This is a genomic window from Psychrobacter sp. DM8, from assembly GCF_051307025.1.
Lineage (GTDB): Bacteria > Pseudomonadota > Gammaproteobacteria > Pseudomonadales > Moraxellaceae > Psychrobacter.
In genome coordinates, this window is sequence record NZ_CP195538.1 from 560,998 (window position 1) to 581,012 (window position 20,015).

Here is a 20,015-nt window from a genome sequence, read left to right on the forward strand (position 1 = left end):
TTATAGTTCGCCTTATTACCCATAGCTTATAAATAATAGAACAATAAGGACGCCGCTTTTAGGTGGCTGCCTAATAAGCTTAGGACAATTGATATGACACTCGTTTATGATCCAAAAAAACTCGACAATACCTTTGATACTGATCAAAGCCCTAGAGTCGAACCTCGTCCTATCATTTGTGATCAGTTACGCGCACGTGAACAACAGTGGTGTCATGCACGCAAGCGCATATCTACCCTGCAAGAGCGTCAGATGTTTTGGTACGGCGACAATAGCTCCATAATGTGGTTACTCTGGCAACTGGTCGCTTATGTGGTTGCAGCAATTATACTAATGCTATCGACAAGACTACTTGGTTTTAGCTTGTCTGTATGGGTCTATCCACTGGTATTTGGTTTACAAACGATCCTTTTCTTTGTTCTACTACATAAAAAAGGACGCTTAGCCAACCGTATTCAGACTATTTTGACCAAGACTGAAATGACGTGTAAGCAGGCGTTCAATGAGATGGATGTTTTAGCCAAAGATAGCGTGTTCCCTGATGTTCACGCCAACTCGCCACTATCTTTGAAATGTATTTATGAGCGCTGTGAGGCACAGTTGCATCTTATTACTCTACGCTGCTTACTACAAAAAGAGGTGGAGGCGGGCAGGATGATCATCAAGCAAAAGCGAGTCGACGCTGATGTCTTGCCCATAGACTTGGCTGATGAGAACCTAACTGAGCACGCTAGTGAAATTATATATAAAAGTACTTTATAGGGTATAAGTGCACTTAGATAAACATCGCTTAAATAGACCTAGCAATACAAAATAAAGCCTTGTCAGTGACAAGGCTTTTTTGGTTTATAGATATGTCCCGTCCTAGAATGAGTTGACACTTTTTAGGCGATAATATGTCAAACGTAGAGAGTAAGAGAGCGAAACGCAGTCAAAAAGATTACACCTTAGGCTTTAAATTAAGCATTGTACATAGTGTTGAAAAAGGCGACATGACCTATAAACAAGCCCAGAGTATTTATGGCATACAAGGACGCAGTACCGTTTTGGTATGGCTACGAAAGCATGGTAAATTGGACTGGACAGGTTCTAATCAGCGGAGGCGATGTCCTATGTCAGCCCATAACCCTAGTGTAGAAACCCCTGCTCAGCAGATAAAGCGTCTAGAACGAGAGCTTGCAGACGAAAGAGATCGTAATCTTATTTTAAATACCATGATTGATATATATGACAAAGACCATGGAGTAAACTTAAGAAAAAAGTCTGTCACGACAGTCTCTGGCACCTTAAACAAAACGGACAAGTGAGTTTAGCTAGGGGCTGTCGCTTATTAGGAATCAGTACTCAAGCCGTTTACCAACATAGAGCGCGACACCTCAAGCGAGTAGACGAGTTAGCCATACTGTCTGAATGGGTTGTATTTTATCGCCAGTTTATGCCAAAGCTTGGCGGACGTAAACTGTACTACTTGCTCAAACCTAAGCTTATAAAAGCAGGTATCAAACTAGGTCGAGATGGTTTCTTTGATTACTTGCGGGCACATGACTTACTGGTGAAACCCAAACGTAGCTATACTAAGACGACTGACAGTAAGCACTGGCTCAAGAAATATCCTAATTTGTTAAAAGACAACCAAAACCAACCGCTGATACCAGAGCAAGTACTCGTGGCGGACATCACCTACGTAAAGTCTAGTGAGGGCATTCATTATCTATCGCTGGTGACAGATGCTTGTTCAAGACAGATTATGGGCTATCACTTGAGTAACGATATGAGAGCGTGCAATGTGGTCAAAGCGTTAAAGATGGCGCAGTCTAACCGCTACTATGATCATGCTATGATTCATCATTCAGACAGAGGACTACAGTACTGCTCCGAGCTATACCAAGAGGCACTAAAAGCTTATCAGATAACGCCGTCAATGACGGATGGCTATGATTGTTACCAAAATGCCTTGGCTGAGAGAATCAATGGTATTTTAAAATATGAGTTCTTACTATACGAGTGTAATACTTTTGATGAGTTGAAAGTAATGATAGACGAGTCTATACATATCTATAATGAGAGGAGACCGCATTTAAGTTTGAATATGCTCACACCGAACCAAGCTCATAAAAATATAAGAAGTGATATTCCAAAAAAAAGCCAGATACTTGCAGTATCTGACTCCTTATAAACCCTCAACCTATTTTAGGACGGGACAATAATACTCTAAAGTATCATTATGGCGAGTATTCAAGCTCTCTATCAGAGCCGCTTTTAGCGAAGCAAGCCTTTCGTTAGATAACCGCTTGTCATCTTGATCACTGATATAAAACATATCTTCTGCGCGCTCGCCTAAAGTGGTGATACGCGCGGCATGCACCTCTATTTTTTGCTCTAAAAACTCTTGTCCCACGCGCGCAAGCAAGCCTGGCTGATCCAAGGTCTGCAAGCTCATAATATGCTGGCTTGAGGCTTCATTAAATTCAAAATCTATAGTCGTTGGCACCTCAAAATGTCGAAGCTGACGCGGCAAGCGTTTATGTGCAAGCTTGGGCATAGTTGGATTTTTGAATGCATTAATCAAGCGCTGCTTAAGCTCTTGCTGACTGTCCTCATCAGCGAGTAGCGTGCCACTGCGATCTAACAACACATAAGAGTCCAGAGCAAAATCTCGCGTTGCAGTAATAATACGCGCATCTAAGACGTCTAGATTCATCTGATCGAACACCGCCATCGTTACTGCAAACAGATTGGCTTGATCTTGGGTATAAACAAAGACCTGCACTGCATCAAGTGCTAATTCGCGGTGCTCACGCAGCACTACTAATGGCGCGCTATCGCTATCTGAGGCGCGTCCAATCGGGGGATGGTTGAGTATCGCCTCGGTGTGCCAAAGAATGTCTTCTGCAATCTCACGCAAAAAATACTCATCGCCCAAATCATCCCATAGGCTGAGTACTTCATCGCGGTTCATATGCTGGTTGTCGACATTATCTAACATCGTCAGTGCTTGCTTGTAAGTGGCATCGATCATATCTTTACGGTTATTTGGCGCATCGATATCCGCGCGCAATATGCGCCGCGTTTGCGAGTACAACTGCTTCATGAGAGTGGCGCGCCAGCTATTCCATAGCTCAGGGTTGGTCGCGTTCATATCAGCGACCGTCAGCACGTATAGATGATTCAGATGCGTGACATTACCGACCAGATTGGCAAAGATGGTGACGACTTCAGGGTCTGAGATATCCTTTTTTTGTGCCGTCATCGACATCAGTAGATGATAGCGAGTTAGCCAGCCAACGAGATTGGCATCTGCCAGACTCATACCGTGCTTGAGGCAAAACTCAACGGATTCAGTCTCCCCCAATTGACTGTGATTGCCGCCACGACCTTTGGCGATATCATGGAACATCGCGGCTAATACCAAGATCTCTTTACGCTCAATCCGTTGATAAATAGCACTGACCAGCGGAAAGTCTTGATTGTAGGCAGGATCGGTAAAACGGTGCAAAATACGAATCAAAAATAGCGTATGCGCATCAACCGTATAACGGTGAAATAGATCATATTGCATAAGACCTGTTACTTGACCAAAGGCGGGAATATAATTACCTAAAATGCCGTAGCGGTTCATAATGCGCAGGCGATGGAACAGATAGTTTTGCTCCTTTAGATTCGCCAAAAACAGCGCCTGATGATCAATGTTATCACGGTAAGTTTCATCAATACCGCGTGCCGCAATCTTAAGCGCTCGCAGGGTACGGGTGCGTACAGTTTTGATGCCGTGTTGTCCCATGAGCAAAAACATCTCAAGAATCGTCTCAGGGTGCTGGGCAAAAACACGATGATGCGCCATCGCGATCTGATCGCCAACCTGATTGAAATGAGCATTTAAAGGACGCTTGCGCGGACGCTCTTCATCAGAAAGCTCAGGCTCGATAATGGTCTCAAAATAGTGGTTGGTAAGCATCTCAGAGAGCGTTGATATCTGCATGGCGCAGCGATAATAATCCCGCATAAAGCGCTCGACGGCGGCGTTAGGCTCATCACTTGGCTGCATCTCATAGCCCATGCGCTGTGCAATATCACGCTGATAATCAAATAATAGCTTGTTCTCGTTGCGCCCCGTTAGCTCATGTAAATGATGGCGTATCTGCCATAAAAAGTCCTCGGCAAAATTTAGCTCATCGAACTCTTTTTCGGTCAAAAAGTTCTGCTGTACTAGATCATAAAGCTTACCAACCCGAAAATAGCGCTTAGTTACCCAGCCGACGATGTGGATATCACGCAAGCCGCCCGGTGCGGTTTTGATATTGGGTTCAAGGTTGTATTCGGTAGCATTGTGACGCAGATAGCGCGATTTGGCCTCACCTATCTTTGCCTCAAAAAAAGCACGCTGTGACCACTGCTTATTGACCACGCGTTTGGGTATGGCTTTGAGATCATCATTACCGATTAATAGTCTTGCCTCTAATAAAGCAGTAGCAATCGTGTGATCTGTTGCGGCCTCAAAGCATTCATACGTAGTGCGCACCGAGAGCGCAGGTTCAAGACCGACATCCCAAAGCAGTGCCACCAAGCGATCTATACGACTACTGACGTCTTTGCTGATCTCTTTGGGTGCTAGTAGTAAAATATCGATATCTGAGTATAGGGATAGCTCGCCGCGACCATAACCCCCCGTGGCAAAGAGCGCAAGGTCGGTTTTGTCCAGCTCAAACCATAAAAATAAGGCTCTGAGCAACTCATCAATCGCACAGGCGCGAGCGATGACCAGTTGGCGTATGTCAATACCGCGTACAACGCCGCTACTGATGTCCTCGTTGATTTGTGCAAGCCACTCAGGAATGCCCAGTAACGACTTTCTGCTTGGGTCGCTTACGACCAATAAAGGCGTATCGGTAGTCATATCAGGCGGCTGTAAGGCGGGCAGCGGAGTAATGTAGACAGCAGCGACATCGCAATTAAACATAAGGGTATCCCGTTTGATCTTTGGGTTAAACTTGTTGGGGTGCAAGATAATTATAGAGGTAAATAATAAATAAAAACGCACTTTAAAAGCAAAAAAAAGACCGCCTAAGCGGTCTATTCTTTATTACTGCGTCAAAAAGCTCAAATCTTCTTCAGGTCGAGTCGTAAAGACCTCACAGCCATTATCGGTCACGACCATGGTATGCTCCCACTGTGCTGAGAGTTTACGATCTTTAGTAATCGCCGTCCACTCATCAGGTAGTATCTTAGTCTGCCAAGTGCCTTGGTTAATCATCGGCTCAATGGTAAAGGTCATACCCGTTTTGAGCTCAAAGCCTGTGCCCTTTTTGCCGTAGTGCATCACCTGCGGCTCATGATGAAAGGTATCGCTAATACCATGACCACAGAACTCGCGTACGATACTAAAACGCTCAGGCTCGACCACTTCTTGAATGGCCGCGCCAACATCACCCAGACGCGCGCCGTCTTTGACAACGCTCATACCAGCGTACAGCGCTTTTTGAGCGACATCGCAAATGCGCTTAGCCATGATAGAGCCTTTGCCGACGATCCACATCTTTGAGGTATCGCCATAATAGCCGTCTTTTATGACCGTGACATCAATATTGATAATATCGCCGTCTTTAAGCAGCTTACTATCGGTAGGAATACCATGACAGACCACATGATTGACTGAGGTACAGATTGATTTAGGAAAGCCGTTGTAATTGAGCGGAGCTGGAATAGCGCCTTGCTCATTGACAATGTAATCGTGAGCGATTTGATTGAGCGCTTCGGTACTGATACCGACTCTGACGTGCTCATCGAGCATGACGAGGACGTCGCTGGCAAGCTTGCCGGCAACACGCATTTTTTCTATCGCTTCAGGAGACTGAATAAGTGATTTTTTAGTTATCATAATTATGCTTATCGTTAGGGGGTTGAAGTATGCTAATTATACCATGAATGGATTATTTGCGGTTTTGCCAAAATCATATAAGGGTTTGTCTGCTAAAAGTCTTTACCGATTATATGTTTAGCTTTGACTGTAAGGTCACGCAAAAATAATGAATAATTAAAATAATAAGCCTATTGTTACTAAATAGTTACTATTACTAAATATAAGTACTCTGTAAATTGAGCATGCAACGGATTTGCACTAATTTCGATTTGCACTAATTTCAATGGTATCGGCCCTACTCAATATAAGTGAGTAATGCTCATACCTTGTCATTCATTATTTATCGACAGCAAGTTATTTATCGACAACAAGGATGTAGTCATGACGTCAACCACGCAAAAAACCAAGCACTCCTTTCAAGCTATTATCACGCCGCGCAAAATTGTACCCGTACTTGGTAGCCTAGGTACTGGCCTACTCATGATGACCTTGTCATCAACCTCGGTACAAGCTGCGACTTACTATACTTGTTCAGCACCTAGCGGCTGTCAGTTGGCAGGCGCTAGGTTATTTACCTCAAGCTATACCGATACCAAGAGCCCTGTGGTGTTAGCTCACGGTCTTGGCGGTTTTAATAAATTATTTGGGGCGTTAGATTACTTTTATGGTATTCCGCAGACATTAATGCGCGGCGGCACCGATGTATATGCAACCAAAACCTCAGCGGCTAATAATAGTGAAGTACGCGGCGAGCAGCTGCTTCAGCAGGTCAAGCTTATCTCCGCCATCTCAGGTAAACCAAAAGTCAATCTGATAGGCCATAGCCAAGGCGGTATCGATATTCGTTACGTGGCTGGCGTGGCACCAGAGTACGTGTCATCAGTGACCGCCGTGGCGAGCCCAGAACAAGGCTCAAAGACCGCTGACGCTATTATGTCGCAGCTCTCAGAGGATAGCGTAGTCACAGAAGCTGCTGCTGGACTCTTTAAGCTATTAGGCATAGCAACTGATATTGGCTCAGGCGTAAGTGTTACTGAACTCCAAGAACAAGACGCCTGGAACGCTTTGGTCGCTTTGTCTACTGAGGGCGCCGCTAAATTCAACGCCAAATTCCCAGCCGCTATGCCAACGCGCTACTGTGGTCAGCCAACGAGCACGCAAGTCAATGGTATCAATTACTACTCGTTCAGCGGCAAAGGTCAACTGACCAATCTCACTGATGTCACTGATCCTATTTTGCTAGCAACTAGTGTCCCCTTTGGCGCGGATCAAAATGATGGCTTAGTATCGGTCTGCTCAAGCCGATTGGGTTACGTCATTCGTGATGACTATAGAATGAATCACTTAGATTCAGCCAATCAGTTATTGGGCCTAGTATCATGGCGCGAGACCAATCCTGCGACTATCTATCGCAGTCAGGTCAATCGTCTCAAAAAAGCAAACCTATAATAGCTAGCCAAAAGGCATTTCATTCAAAATATTTTGGTTAGAGCTTAATCAATACTTATCAACATTGGTTCGTATAACAAGATAACGCTACTATGTCACACGCTCGTCGCCCTTATTTATTACTTGTCGTCATCGGTCTTGTCATCGCAGCGCTGATTGCTGTTGTCCTATGGTTTAAACCGACATCAAGTGACAGACAAAGCGAAAATATGCAAACGACGACAACCGATAGTGAGATATTAAATGACTCCTCAAGCGCTGTTGTCGCAGAGAATGTAGCTGATAACGGCAATACTCGGTTTGTTACAGGACTTGAGAATCTACCGCGCTCACTACAAGGTACGGACGTCGATGGCGAAATAATCATCGATGAAAATCGTCAGCTAGTGGTGACCGAAGGGCTGCGCCGACTGTTTGATTATTTTTTATCAGCGCTAGGAGAGGAGGATGAGGCGACCATACATGCCCGCGTTGAGAGCTATATTCGTAGTGTAACCCCTGAACCTGCGGCGTCTCAAGCTATCGGGCTATACCATCAGTATGTTGCTTATCTCAAAGCCATCCCTGAGATTCAAAAACGCTATGGCACGCTGCAATTGCAGGCCACCCAAAATGGCGAGCTCGATCTAAACATGGTCATGCAGCAAAAACAAGACGTCGCTCGTTTGCGTCAGCAATACTTTGATGACCAGACTATACAAGCGTTTTTTGGGAGTGAAGATGAGTATGATGACTATAATATTGAGATGATGAGAATTGAGCAAAACTCGCAACTGAGCACAGCGCAAAAGCAAGCAGCGCAAGAGGATTACGTTAGCCGGCTACCTGATGGCGCGATCAAAACCAATATTGAACAGCAAGTCAATATGGCAAAGCTAATGCAGCGCACTGAGCAGATGAAAGCGCGCGGCGCCACGCCTGAGGAGCTATATAACATGCGCCGTGAGCTCGTTGGCGCACCTGCGGCGACAAGGCTTGCCAAGCTTGATGCCGAGGATGCTGACTTTGATCAGCGCTTTACCCAGTATCAAGTGCAAAAACAGCAACTATTAACGCAAAATCCAGATAACGTACAAACTCAAATCAATCAACTCGAGCAGCAACTCTTTAGCGAGACTGAACGTAAACGCTTAACGGGTTATGCCGCTCTTAAACAGGAGACCTCTCAATAACATTAAATAACTTTTAGTCAGATAAAAGACAGTTGTGATTGAGACTTAGATAAGTTACGGTTGCTAATGGAAATACAAGCTCGTTACTTTTATGCATCTTGCATGAAGTTAAAGTAGCAGCCTCGTATTTTGATATAAGAGTAGCTTTAGTTTAACATTCAACAACGACTTTTATATGAGTACCCATAAACCAACTTATAACAACATTTAGGGAGCTTCAATGAAAAACCTGACCAAAGCACTAATGACCGGTATCGTAATGATGACTATGTTAGCAGGTTGCCAGTCGATGATGGCACAGCCAACCGACCAGCCTGATATTACAGGTACAGATGTCATCTAATTATCAGTAATACTTGTTTAACGACCTCACAAACTAGTGGGGTTTTTTTATGCCTGAATTTAAAGCGAGCAGTTAGCAGCTATTAGCTCATCTGACAAGCCTTATTAGCAAAACACATATAACAAAGTACAAAGTAGGGGCGCGTCGTATACAGGATAGCTCATGACAGGTATGGTTTAGTCAGGCACAATAGCTAGATTGTTTAGCACTACAAGTTAAGCACTACAAATAAGACAATAATTAAATACTACTGATATTTAGGAGATATTATGAAAACCATGACTAAAATCTTGATGACAAGTACACTTGCAGTTGGCGTTTTAGCAGGGTGTCAGACGACGCCTACCGTCAACGCTCCTACGGCGCAGCCTGTAACGACTAGCGCTTTGCAAGCTTACAACTGGCAGCTCGTTGACGCTAAACGTGCCAACGGCGAGCAGATATCTCAGCTATTTTATAACCCTGCCAAACCTTTAACACTGAACTTCTTTGAGGCTGAGGGTACCAATCGCGTTACCTTTATGAATACCTGTAATAATATGGGCGCTGAATATAGAGTCGTTAACAGTAACGTTGAGTTTGGTAATATGATGAGCACGCTTATGCAATGTCCTGAGCCACAAGCCAGCTTTGATACTGCGACGATGGCTACTGTACAAGGCAAATATGATATTAATAAAAATGCCAATAACGTGCCTATTTTGACTATTCGTAACAACAATCAAGTCGCTTATTTTAAAGCGGTTGCTAAATAGTTAGCGACAATAGATGACTCATAAAGCTACTTTATAATGATGCCTCACGCTATAGTGGGGCATTTTTTTTGCAACAATTGCGTTACACTAGAGTAACTCACAGCCCTCTACTGGATTGCAGTTATGCCAAAAGCTTTCTCTTTTAATAGTCAGGTACTATTTGTGCTACTGACTATCACCCTTGTTAGCGGTTGCCAAACCCTTTCTGCCCCAAAAGCAACTATCGATACCAGCATCAGCAGTCCACTGACCGCCGCTATGCCTATAATCGATCGCACAGGCCGTATCGCTTATGTCGAGGAGCAAGGCGCGGGCGCAAGTAAGATATCGACGCTTTATACTATCCGTCCTGATGGCAGCGATCGAAAGCTTATTGAGCAGCTCAATGGCTATATCTACGCGCCCGCATGGTCAACCGATGGTCAGCTGCTGGCCTACAGTAAGCAAGCTATGCGCGAGCCGCCCAAGATTTATATCTATGATCTAAGCCGTCAAACGCGCAATCTTATCGTCAATAGTAATGGCAGCAATCTATCCGCCTCCTTCTCACCTGATAGTCAAAAAATGCTTTATAGCTCAACGGTCGGCGGCAACGCTGATATCTATGAGCTGTCGTTAACTGATGGTAGTACGCGTCAGCTGACCACCCTAAAGAGTACAGAAGTGCAGCCAAGCTATGCCCCAGACGGCGCAAGCTTCGTTTATGTCAGTGACAAAGTCCGAGCAGGGCGTCCGCGTATCTATCGTTATGATTTTGCTAGTAGTAGCGCCTCTCCTATAGCGACTGGCGGCTACGCGGCAAGCCCGCAGCTGAGCGGTGATGGTCAACGCATGGCGTATCTCAATGGGCGCAAAGCGGCAGTCATGACCTTGGCGACAGGGCAGGTGATCGATCTTGCTGAAACCGGACTTGATGAGCCGGCGCGCCTGTCTCCCTCTGGGCAGTACGCTGTTTATCCAACTCGAAGTAGTTTAGTGATTGCCTCATTGACGGGCGGCAATAGTTATACGATTAGCAGTCAAGCAGATACGGTTGTGCGCGCGCCCGTTTGGGGTCGCCAGTGAACATGCGTAAGCGCTCATTTATCGGTCATAAATTTTCTCTAAAGACTGATTTTTGCCTATATAATAACTAACAAAGAAACATAAGTTGAGCCCGATTGCTCAAGCCTGATAGGTTTTTTGTATAGGTTAGGTTTGGCGGAATTAATGATTAACAGTCAAGTGGTACATAAGTAGAGATCCATTGAGCAAGTGCAAAACGTAGGAGCACCTCATGCAAGACGCTTTTTTGTTATTCATCACCAAGATCAGTTTGTATCCGACGCTTGTCTTTACCGGTCTAGTCATGTTTGTCACCTTGTATTGGATCGTCTCTTTGCTCGGCATGGTGGATATGGATAGCGTAGATGTTGGTGATAGCGCCGATATCTCTGAGGTATCATCGGCAGGGTTTTTTTCAGGATTGCTACTTAAATTTGGGTTATACGGCGTGCCGCTCATTATTATTTTAACGCTAATTAGCCTCATCGGTTGGCTGCTTAGCTACGTCTATACCAGCTTGCTACATGATTATATTAGCTCAGGTATTTTGTATTGGGTGTTTGGTACAGGCGCTTTGTTATTGGTACTCGTCGTATCTATGTGGCTGACAGGCCTGATCATCGCCCCTATTCGCAAAAACATCGCCAAAATTCCTAAGCGCAACGCTATTAGCAATATTGGAAAAACAGCCATCGTGCGCACGCTTAGCGTCACAGACAAGCACGGCGAGGCGCAATTAAGTGATGGCGGCGCCGGACTAATACTCAAGATTCGCCCTGATAGCAGTGAGCAAGAGTACTCGCTTAAACAAGGCGATAAAGTCGTGTTGGTTGAGTATTTAGCAGAAGCCAATACCTACCGAGTAGAACGCGTTAAAGATTAGAAGTTACTGATAATCGCCATTTATAGTGGCATAGCTTGTTTTAATTATAGGAAAAAATATGGACATACTCATTATCGTCGGCGTGGTTGTGGTGCTGGCATTTGTTTTCGTTATGGCAGCGCTGCTCATGCTCAAAGCCTTTTATTTTAAGGTTGAGCAAGGCAAGGCGCTTATTATTAACGGCGTGAATAAAATCGCCGTGCGTTTTGATGGTGGCTTTGTTTGGCCTATTATCAATAAAAAAGAGCTGATGCGAATCTCATTAATCACTCTAGAGGTTGATCGCCGCGGTAAAGAGGGACTGATTTGCGCGGACAATATGCGTGCTGATATCACCGTGGCGTTTTATTTGCGAGTCAACGAGACCGAAGAGGACGTACTTAAAGTTGCCAAATCGGTTGGTGTTGAGCGCGCCTCAGACAAAGTGGCGGTCAATGAGCTATTTAATGCTAAGTTCTCAGAAGCGCTCAAAACGGTCGGTAAGCAAATTGATTTCGTTAAGCTGTTTGAAAATCGTAGCGAGTTTCGTGACAGTATCGTGCAAGAGATCGGCAACGATCTTAACGGTTATGTCCTAGAAGATGTGGCGATTGATTACTTAGAGCAAACGCCAAAAGCCTCGCTTGACTCCAGCAATATCTTGGACGCTGAGGGTATCAAAAAGATCACGCAGCTGACAGCGACGCAAAACATCATTACCAACGAGCTTGAACGTGACGAAGAGCTGGCGGTGAAAAAGAAAAACGTCGAAACCGTTGAGGCGATGCTTGAGCTTGAGCGTCAACAAGCGGACGCCGAAGCCAAGCAAAATCGTGAAATCTCTTCAGTGATTGCTCGCGAGACGGCTGAAACGCGCAAAATTGAAGAAGAAGAGCGCAAAAAGTCTGAAACTGCGGTCATTATGGTGGAGCAAGACTTAGCGGTACAACGTGAAAACCAGCAACGTGAAATCGAAGTCGCTGAGCAAAACCGAATGCGCGCGGTGATCATTGAGCAAGAAAAAGTCACCCGCGCTCAAGACTTAGAGATTGTCTCGCGCGAGCGTGAAGTGGATCTGCAGCGTATTGAAGCTGAAAAAGCGATTGAGCTTGAGAAAAAAGAAATCGCTAACGTCATCCGTGAGCGTATCGTTGTCGATAAGTCAGTGGCGCAAGAAGAAGAGCGCATCAAAGAAGTCCGCGAAGTCAGTGAAGCGGATCGTGATAAGCAAACCCGCGTCCTCGCCGCTGAAGCGGACGCCGAAGAGATCAAAGTCCGTCAAGTCAAAAAGGCCGAAGCCGAAGAGCTATCTGCTAAGCACAAAGCGGTTGAAATCATGACTCTGGCTAATGCCAATCTAGAAGCCTCAGCCAAAGACGCCGAAGCTAAAGTCAAAATGGCAGAAGGTATCAAGGCTGAAGAGTCCGCGCATGGTTTTGCCGAGGCGGCTATTCAAGAAGCCAAAGCAGGCTCCTTAGAAAAAGAAGGTCTCGCCAAAGCCAATATCATCAGAGCCACAGGGCAAGCTGAAGCGCAATCAGAGCGCGAAAAAGGCATGGCAAATGCTGAGGTCATCGCCGCACGTGGTGAGTCCAATGCCAAGTCTGATCGTGATATCGGAATGGCGGACGCCGCCGTTATTGCGGCTCGCGGTGAATCCAATGCTAAAGCCGAGCGTGAAGTGGGTCTGGCAAAAGCCGAAGTCACTCGCGCGCACTTCCAAGCTGAGGCCGATGGTCTGGTCGAGAAGTTCAATGCCATGGGTAGCATGAGTAAGGAAGCACGCGAGCACGAAGAGTTCCGCATGAGCCTTGAGACCGCATTGCAAGAAGCGATGGCGTCTATCGATGCGGGTAAAGAGATCGCCAAAGAAAATGCAGAAGTACTGGCAGTGGCGCTCCAAAAAGCCAAAATCGATATCGTCGGCGGCGAAGCACACTTCTTTGACAACTTCGCCAAATCTCTGTCTATCGGCAAAGCGATCGATGGCCTCGCAGGTAAGTCAGACACGCTAAGCGGTATCATCAATGGGGTGATGGCCAATCAGGTTATGAAAAACACCAATCAGCCTAATAATCAGCCCACTCAGCATAGCGAGTAATTATTTTATACTCTAAAAAATCTGCTACTTAGGTAGCAGATTTTGCCAACTCAAAATAGTGAGTTGGCTCGTCTAAAAGAATGTTTTACGTTTTTTTAGACGAGCCAAAGCCTTCTTATTTTCTTTATTGCCCAAAACTCTCTTATTGTCTAAAAACAGAAATGGACGACTCACGATGGCGGATACGCAAAACCCAAACCCTTCAGACAGCACGCCTCATTCAGCCCAGCAAACGGATCAAGCCGTCGCCTCAGGCAATGCCTATGAGCTGATCAAACGTCGCTTAACCGAGCAGGGCAGCCGTCTACAATCCCAGACGGCGACCCTTAATAATGCCCGCCTAGAAGAGTTTGGTAGCACGCAGATGCAAGTCATCGCACGCACGCGTATTCGTACCGAATACAACTGCGTGGCGCAGGATATGGTGCAAGTCGGCGACTATCTACTATTTGGCTACAACGTCTTTATGGGGCTCAAACGTGCCAGCAATATCAAAGACGTGCTATCGCTTTATCGTCTTATAGAGCCTGAAAATGACGATTTAGCATCGAGCACTGAGCAAAAGTATCAGTTAGAGGAGGTCGATTTAACGGGTACGTTTTTGGATCAAGATAACTTCGTCCAAGATTTCAATGAGCTGTATCGCTACTATAAGCAAACCCGCCTGATCCAAATCACCGTAAAAGACAGCAAACTGCTATTAGCGTTTCAGATCGGTGAGCGTATCACTGATATTCGGGTGTTTCGCTTTGCCTTAGACTTTAGCGAGGGTACGCCAGAACCGGCGCAGGTGGCCTATGTCGATAACCGCGGTGAGCGCGATATCGAACTGCCGCCCGCTTATGATTTTGAGTGGATAGAGACCACGCGTGAGCAGATGATCAATGGTAAATACCCGCACATGAATATCTTAGATACGATATTTGTGGAGACGGTCGGTGGTAATCTGACCATTAAGATTGAGAACAATACGCAGTCAGGTCAAGGTATCTATAATGAGCCTGTCAGTGATAGTACTCAATCGCTGACCGATGCGCAGATTCATTATGCCAAAGTTGGCAGTTTAATACTTCTCAAAATTCTACCTTATCGCGAAGATAATTACCGCTACTTTGTCTATAACACCCTGACCGAAGCGGTGCTACGCTTGGACGCTATCGGACAGTCCTGTGTGCAATTGCCCGAGGATCACGGCATTATCTTCCCAGGGGGCTATTACCTGCAAACGGGCGAGTATAAGCTGTTTGAGAGCAATAACGGCGATGGCAATACCAGCAGCGGTAATAACAAAAACCTAAAGTTTAAGCGCCGCATTGTCTCCCCAAACGGTGAGGATGTGCTGTTTTTGTTTTATGACAGAGACTTGGGCGTCACTGGGCTATTTGCCTACAACCTTATCAAAAAGCAGTTGGCCAATCCCATTTATTGTAACGGCATGGCACTGGCAGAGAATGGCCGTTTGGTGCTGTTCACGGCTCAAAGTGAGCCGTCACGTATTCACCCCATGCAGATATGGCATACGCCCTATGCGTCAGCCGAGTACATCAGTGAGCTGCCTGAGAGCACCAGCTTCTATGGCAAAATCGGCAATAAAGAACTGGTGCGCGGCATCTCTGATCTGTACAGCATTACCCGCTTGATCGATAATCAAAGCGTCTCACAAAAGCTCTATGAGGAATTAGCGGATAATACCAGCCGCCTATTTGACAACTATTACTGGTTATCTGAGCCTGATCTGACCGAGATTGCAGGTAGCATCCGCGAGGTCACCGAGACCGCTGAGCTAGTCATTGATGAGTTCGCCAAAGTCCAAAGTATCCAAAAGCAAACCCAAAAGGCATTAGCGGACGCCCAAGCCAAGCAAGATGAAATCCTGCGCCAGATAAAGATCACTACCTTTGAGTCTGCCAGCGATTATGTCGATCAGTTATCCAATATTAGACGGCAAAAAGGTCATTTGGTCAGCTTAGAGGAGCTGCGTTATTTAGACAGTGACAAGCTGGAGTCACTAAAAACCCAGTTAGAGACGGCCGAGAGCGAGCTTGCCGAACAGACAGTCGTATTTTTAAGCGCTGATGAGGCGCTAGCGAGTTATGAGGGCATATTGGCGGATGTCAGCGAGCGCTTAAATTCCGCAGAAACCAATGCCGAGCTAAAGCCAGTATTAGATAAAATTGACGAGACTGCGCAAGGGCTTGATTTGCTCACTGAATTACTCGGTACCCTAGATGTCGCTGATGCCACGGTGCGCACGCAGATTATAGATGACATCTCGACCATTTACTCAAGCCTTAATCAAAGCAAAGCTAAGCTCAATCATAAACGCAAAAATTTGGGTTCCGCCGAAGCGGTCGCGCAGTTCGGCGCGCAGTTCAAGCTGTTCGGTCAATCCATCGCCAATGCCTTGTCGATTGCCAATACGCCTGAGAAGTCCGATGAGCAAATGGCAAAGCTGCTGGTGCAATTAGAGGAGCTGGAGAGTCAGTTTGCTGACCCTGAGATCGGTGGCGGCGATCAGTTCTTAGCCGATATCATTAGTAAGCGTGAAGAGATTTACGATACCTTTGAGAATCACAAACAGCAATTGCTTGATGCCCGTAATCGCAAGGCACAAAACTTAGGCGATGGTGCGCTGCGCATGTTAGATAGCATCAAAAAGCGTACGCAGAGCACTGGTGTTACAGGCTTTAAAGACGAAGAGTCGCTCAATACTTACTTTGCCGCTGATGGCCTAGTACAAAAGGTACGCGGCATCGCCAAGAGCTTGCAAGAGATGGGCTTTAGTGTCAAAGCCGATGACATCGATGCACGACTCAAAGCGATTCAGATTGAGAGCTACAAAAGCCTCAAAGACAAGTCCGACTTGTTTGAAGAGGGTGGTCAGATTATCAAGCTCGGCAAACACCGCTTTTCGGTAAATACCCAGCCGCTCGATTTGACCTTGCTCAGTCGTCAGCAGAACGATGGCAAACGGGTGCTAAATTTGCATCTCACCGGCACAGATTATTATGAAGTATTGGACAATGCCGAATTAAACGCTTTGCGTCCGTATTGGGACATCAGTATTGCCTCAGAATCTGATACCGTTTACCGTGCTGAGTATCTGGCTTATAGCATTATCGAGAGCGCAAAAAATAACCAAGACGGCCTCACTGAGGCGCGTCTATATCAGGCTCTTGATGAAACGGACACTGCGAGTGCTATGGATAGCATTGACAACAGCCCCCTTGCCAAACTAGTCAAAGCTTATGCTACGCCGCGTTATCAGCTCGGCTATGACAAGGGCATTCATGATCACGATGCCACGCTGTTATTGCTACAGATACTACCGACCCTACGCGAGGCGGGATTGCTCATTTATACCCCGCAAGTACGGGGATTGGCGCAGCTGTTTTATTGGCAGTTGGGTCTTGTGCAGGCGTTAGGGTTAGAGGGTCTGCGCCAATTTGGTTATGACAACTGGTTGAATGAGTCAGTGCTTACGCGCGCGCGCAACTGGACGGATAGAGCTGTGATTGCTGAGCAGTTGCGCCGCAGCCTCGGTAGTGATACTGCCAAAGTCTTGCTAGTAGAAGATATGACGGCGGTGATGCGTGAGTTTGTCGCCACTTACGACGGTAAGCAAGAGAGTGTAGAGGCGACCCTAGAGACACATTCGGAGCTAGGCGCTAGCAATATTCATAATGCCAATATCTTTAAACAAAGCTACGTGCAATTGGCTTGTGAGTATTTGGTCAGCGTCATGGGGCAGTCGGGTAGCCCTGATGTTGCAATAAACTGGCAGACCAGTCAGCAAGCGCAGCAATTATGCGAGCAGCTGACCCAAACGCTCAATAGCGCATCAAATGCTAAAGAGGCTGGCTTTGAACACCTCACATCCGCAATCGGCAAGCTGGGTTTTCAACCTAAGTCCGCCTATGAGCTACTAGCCACTTGGTTTCATGCCCTGCTGGATAAGACTTATGCCAGCAGTACAGATAACGACGATGCAGAACTCAGCGAAGAGCAGCGTGCCAAGCTAGACGAAGAACAAGCGCTACGCCAACAGCATTTAGATATAGGTCGCCACTACGTGCCCGAAGCGATTGCGATTTTGCTCACCCAATTAACAGATAGTCAGCGCGAAGCCTTGGTACAGCGTCTGATTGATTCTGGCGTGAGCTTGAATAAAGGCGCAGGTAACAAAGGGGCGACTAGCACGCCATCTACCTTGTCATTCTCAGCCGCAACCTCGCTGACCAGCCTTAATAACCCGCTCAATCAAGTGACTAACTTTGAGCGTAGTGTCGGTGACGTCTCACTTGAGATACAAGTTGATAACTTATTAGGCGAGCACGAGCGCATTCACAGCCAAACACTGACCTTTGCCGTCGATGACTTCTTAAGCCGTTTGCACCATCACGATACCCAAGTTATACCTGCTTACAAGCGCTATCTTGCCATGCGCTCAGAGATTTTGCACGACGCCAAAGAGGAATTGCGACTGGACGAATTTATGCCACGTCCACTGTCATCCTTTGTGCGTAACCGCCTGATTAACGAGAGCTATCTACCTCTGATCGGTGATAATCTTGCTAAGCAAATGGGAACGGTCGGCGAGGACAAACGTACCGATCTGATGGGCATCCTCATGATGATATCGCCACCAGGGTACGGTAAAACCACCTTGATGGAATACGTGGCGAATCGTTTGGGCTTAATCTTTATGAAGATTAATTGTCCTTCACTCGGTCATGATGTCACCTCCCTCGACCCCGAAAAAGCGCCCAATGCCACCGCGCGTGAAGAGCTGAATAAAATCAACTTGGCCTTTGAGATGGGCAATAACGTCATGCTCTATCTTGACGATATCCAGCATACTCATGCTGAGTTTTTGCAGAAGTTTATCTCTTTAGGCGATGGCACACGCCGTATAGATGGCGTCTGGCAAGGCAAAAGCAAAACTTATGATATGCGTGGCAAGAAGTTCTGCGTGGTCATGGCGGGTAACCCGTACACCGAAAGCGGTGAGGCCTTTAAAGTCCCTGACATGCTCGCCAACCGTGCCGACATCTATAATTTGGGTGATATCATGAGCGGAATGGAGGAAGTCTTTGCGCTCAGTTATATCGAAAACTCACTGACCTCAAACAAAGTCCTCGCACCACTTGCCAATCGTGATTTGAGCGACGTCCATCGTCTGATTAAGATGGCCAAGGCTGATAATGCCAATCTTGCACAAGCGCAAAGCAGCGAGCTGACCTACCCGTATAGCACCTCGGAGATTAACGAGATTATCGCTATCCTGCGTCATATGTTCACGGTGCAAGAGGTCATCCTTGACGTCAACCAAGCCTACATTGCCTCCGCCTCACAAGATGATAAATATCGCGTCGAGCCAATATTTAAACTGCAAGGCAGCTACCGCAACATGAACAAAATGACCGAAAAGCTATCGGCGGTGATGAATAAAGAAGAGCTAAACCAGCTTATCGACGATCACTATCTAGGCGAGTCGCAACTACTGACCCAAGGCGCAGAGAGCAATCTGCTCAAACTTGCCGAGATGCGCGGCGAATTGACTGCGGATGAGGCCGAGCGCTGGGCACAAATTAAAGCTGACTTCTTACGTAATAAAGCTATGGGCGGGGAAGATGGCGACGTCGGTGCCCGTATTGTCGCGCAACTCGTCGATCTAGCCAGTGGCTTTAACGCTATCAGCAGCCAGTTTGATACTTACCTTAGCCAAAACGACCCTGAGCAACTGGCGCGTTTAAACGAGTCAGCAGAGCAAGCCAAACGAGACGCGCAGCTTGAATCACAAAAACGGCTCGCCGATAGCGTTATCACAGGTTTTGTAGATAACGCCAAAGTCGTCAGCGAGAGCATCGATAGTGGCTTTGAGAAGAGCATCAATCAGCTCACGCAAATCTATAAGCACGACCACAATGCTGAAAAGACAGAAAGCGAGTACCTCAAGCAAAATCACGACATGCAAAAAGCGCTAATGGCGCAACTGGTCAGCGCGGTTGAACAGCTGGCGCAGCAAATGGCTCAAAGTCTATCGACTAGTACTGACAATCAAGCTTTGAGCACTGATCTCACTGAGCAAACTGCGCTGATGGCCAATGCGCTCAAACAAGCGCTAGAGCCACTGACTATGCGCATGGATGAGAAAATCGCTCTCGATACCAGTACGGATCAATCGGGCAAGCTTATCGTTAATAGCCTAAACCGTCTTAATAAAATCTTTGATAATTATGAGTAGTTAACTCATTAAAAAAGTGAGGTAGGGTGGTGTTAGGCTTGTCGAATTCTCGTAGAGAATGCAGACAAGACGTAACCCACCGTTTTTATATATTCTGCAACGAAAAATTCTATTTAAAAGTTTGTGGCGCGTAGGGTGCGCCCCGCGCACCATGAACAAAAACTAGCTTATAAATTTATTCATAA

Annotated in this window: 12 protein-coding genes; 10 read left to right on the forward strand and 2 right to left on the reverse strand. The window is 46.3% G+C overall.

From position 1 onward, the window contains the following. Nucleotides 1-93 precede the first annotated feature (93 nt). Nucleotides 94-762: a hypothetical protein gene (locus tag ACR64J_RS02455; protein WP_435950310.1), complete on the forward strand. Its 669-nt coding sequence runs from the start codon at nt 94-96 to the stop codon at nt 760-762. 134 nt (nt 763-896) lie between these two features. Then, a protein-coding gene (locus tag ACR64J_RS02460) for an IS3 family transposase (RefSeq protein WP_435949542.1) occupies nt 897-2,176 on the forward strand; the annotation gives its coding sequence in 2 pieces (ribosomal slippage) (nt 897-1,275 and nt 1,275-2,176; 1,281 coding nt in all). 9 nt (nt 2,177-2,185) lie between these two features. Here ACR64J_RS02460 and glnD read toward each other — a convergent pair. Continuing rightward, nucleotides 2,186-4,957, reverse strand: a complete 2,772-nt coding sequence (gene glnD, locus ACR64J_RS02465; RefSeq protein WP_435950311.1) for a [protein-PII] uridylyltransferase — start codon at nt 4,955-4,957, stop codon at nt 2,186-2,188. A gap of 123 nt (nt 4,958-5,080) precedes the next feature. Continuing rightward, a complete protein-coding gene (gene map / locus ACR64J_RS02470; protein ID WP_435950312.1) occupies nt 5,081-5,875 on the reverse strand; it encodes a type I methionyl aminopeptidase in 795 nt (264 codons plus the stop codon). A gap of 363 nt (nt 5,876-6,238) precedes the next feature. Here map and ACR64J_RS02475 point away from each other — a divergent pair, with 363 nt between their 5' ends. From ACR64J_RS02475 to ACR64J_RS02510, 8 genes are all read left to right on the forward strand, one after another. Beyond that, a complete protein-coding gene (locus ACR64J_RS02475) occupies nt 6,239-7,306 on the forward strand; it encodes an esterase/lipase family protein (RefSeq protein ID WP_435950313.1) in 1,068 nt (355 codons plus the stop codon). A gap of 92 nt (nt 7,307-7,398) precedes the next feature. Continuing rightward, nucleotides 7,399-8,478 (forward strand): lipase secretion chaperone, encoded by a 1,080-nt coding sequence (locus ACR64J_RS02480; protein ID WP_435950314.1) that lies wholly within the window; start codon nt 7,399-7,401, stop codon nt 8,476-8,478. 220 nt (nt 8,479-8,698) lie between these two features. Next, nucleotides 8,699-8,821 (forward strand): hypothetical protein, encoded by a 123-nt coding sequence (locus ACR64J_RS02485; RefSeq protein WP_317200813.1) that lies wholly within the window; start codon nt 8,699-8,701, stop codon nt 8,819-8,821. 269 nt (nt 8,822-9,090) lie between these two features. Then, entirely contained in the window at nt 9,091-9,576 is a 486-nt protein-coding gene (locus tag ACR64J_RS02490; RefSeq protein WP_435950315.1) for an META domain-containing protein, read from the forward strand. Nucleotides 9,577-9,699: 123 nt separating this feature from the next. Next, on the forward strand, nt 9,700-10,641 hold the full coding sequence (locus ACR64J_RS02495) for a Xaa-Pro aminopeptidase (RefSeq protein ID WP_435950316.1): 942 nt from the start codon (nt 9,700-9,702) through the stop codon (nt 10,639-10,641). Nucleotides 10,642-10,852: 211 nt separating this feature from the next. Next, nucleotides 10,853-11,503: an OB-fold-containig protein gene (locus tag ACR64J_RS02500; RefSeq protein WP_317200810.1), complete on the forward strand. Its 651-nt coding sequence runs from the start codon at nt 10,853-10,855 to the stop codon at nt 11,501-11,503. A gap of 58 nt (nt 11,504-11,561) precedes the next feature. Then, nucleotides 11,562-13,583, forward strand: a complete 2,022-nt coding sequence (locus ACR64J_RS02505) for a hypothetical protein (protein ID WP_435950317.1) — start codon at nt 11,562-11,564, stop codon at nt 13,581-13,583. 175 nt (nt 13,584-13,758) lie between these two features. Continuing rightward, on the forward strand, nt 13,759-19,830 hold the full coding sequence (locus tag ACR64J_RS02510; protein ID WP_435950318.1) for a DNA repair ATPase: 6,072 nt from the start codon (nt 13,759-13,761) through the stop codon (nt 19,828-19,830). Nucleotides 19,831-20,015 lie beyond the last annotated feature (185 nt).

Coding starts and splice junctions, on each gene's coding strand:
- ACR64J_RS02455 (WP_435950310.1), top strand. CDS start 94: ATGACACTCGTTTATGATCCAAAAAAACTCGACAATACCTTTGATACT.
- glnD (WP_435950311.1), bottom strand. CDS start 4,957: ATGTTTAATTGCGATGTCGCTGCTGTCTACATTACTCCGCTGCCCGCC.
- map (WP_435950312.1), bottom strand. CDS start 5,875: ATGATAACTAAAAAATCACTTATTCAGTCTCCTGAAGCGATAGAAAAA.
- ACR64J_RS02475 (WP_435950313.1), top strand. CDS start 6,239: ATGACGTCAACCACGCAAAAAACCAAGCACTCCTTTCAAGCTATTATC.
- ACR64J_RS02480 (WP_435950314.1), top strand. CDS start 7,399: ATGTCACACGCTCGTCGCCCTTATTTATTACTTGTCGTCATCGGTCTT.
- ACR64J_RS02485 (WP_317200813.1), top strand. CDS start 8,699: ATGAAAAACCTGACCAAAGCACTAATGACCGGTATCGTAATGATGACT.
- ACR64J_RS02490 (WP_435950315.1), top strand. CDS start 9,091: ATGAAAACCATGACTAAAATCTTGATGACAAGTACACTTGCAGTTGGC.
- ACR64J_RS02495 (WP_435950316.1), top strand. CDS start 9,700: ATGCCAAAAGCTTTCTCTTTTAATAGTCAGGTACTATTTGTGCTACTG.
- ACR64J_RS02500 (WP_317200810.1), top strand. CDS start 10,853: ATGCAAGACGCTTTTTTGTTATTCATCACCAAGATCAGTTTGTATCCG.
- ACR64J_RS02505 (WP_435950317.1), top strand. CDS start 11,562: ATGGACATACTCATTATCGTCGGCGTGGTTGTGGTGCTGGCATTTGTT.
- ACR64J_RS02510 (WP_435950318.1), top strand. CDS start 13,759: ATGGCGGATACGCAAAACCCAAACCCTTCAGACAGCACGCCTCATTCA.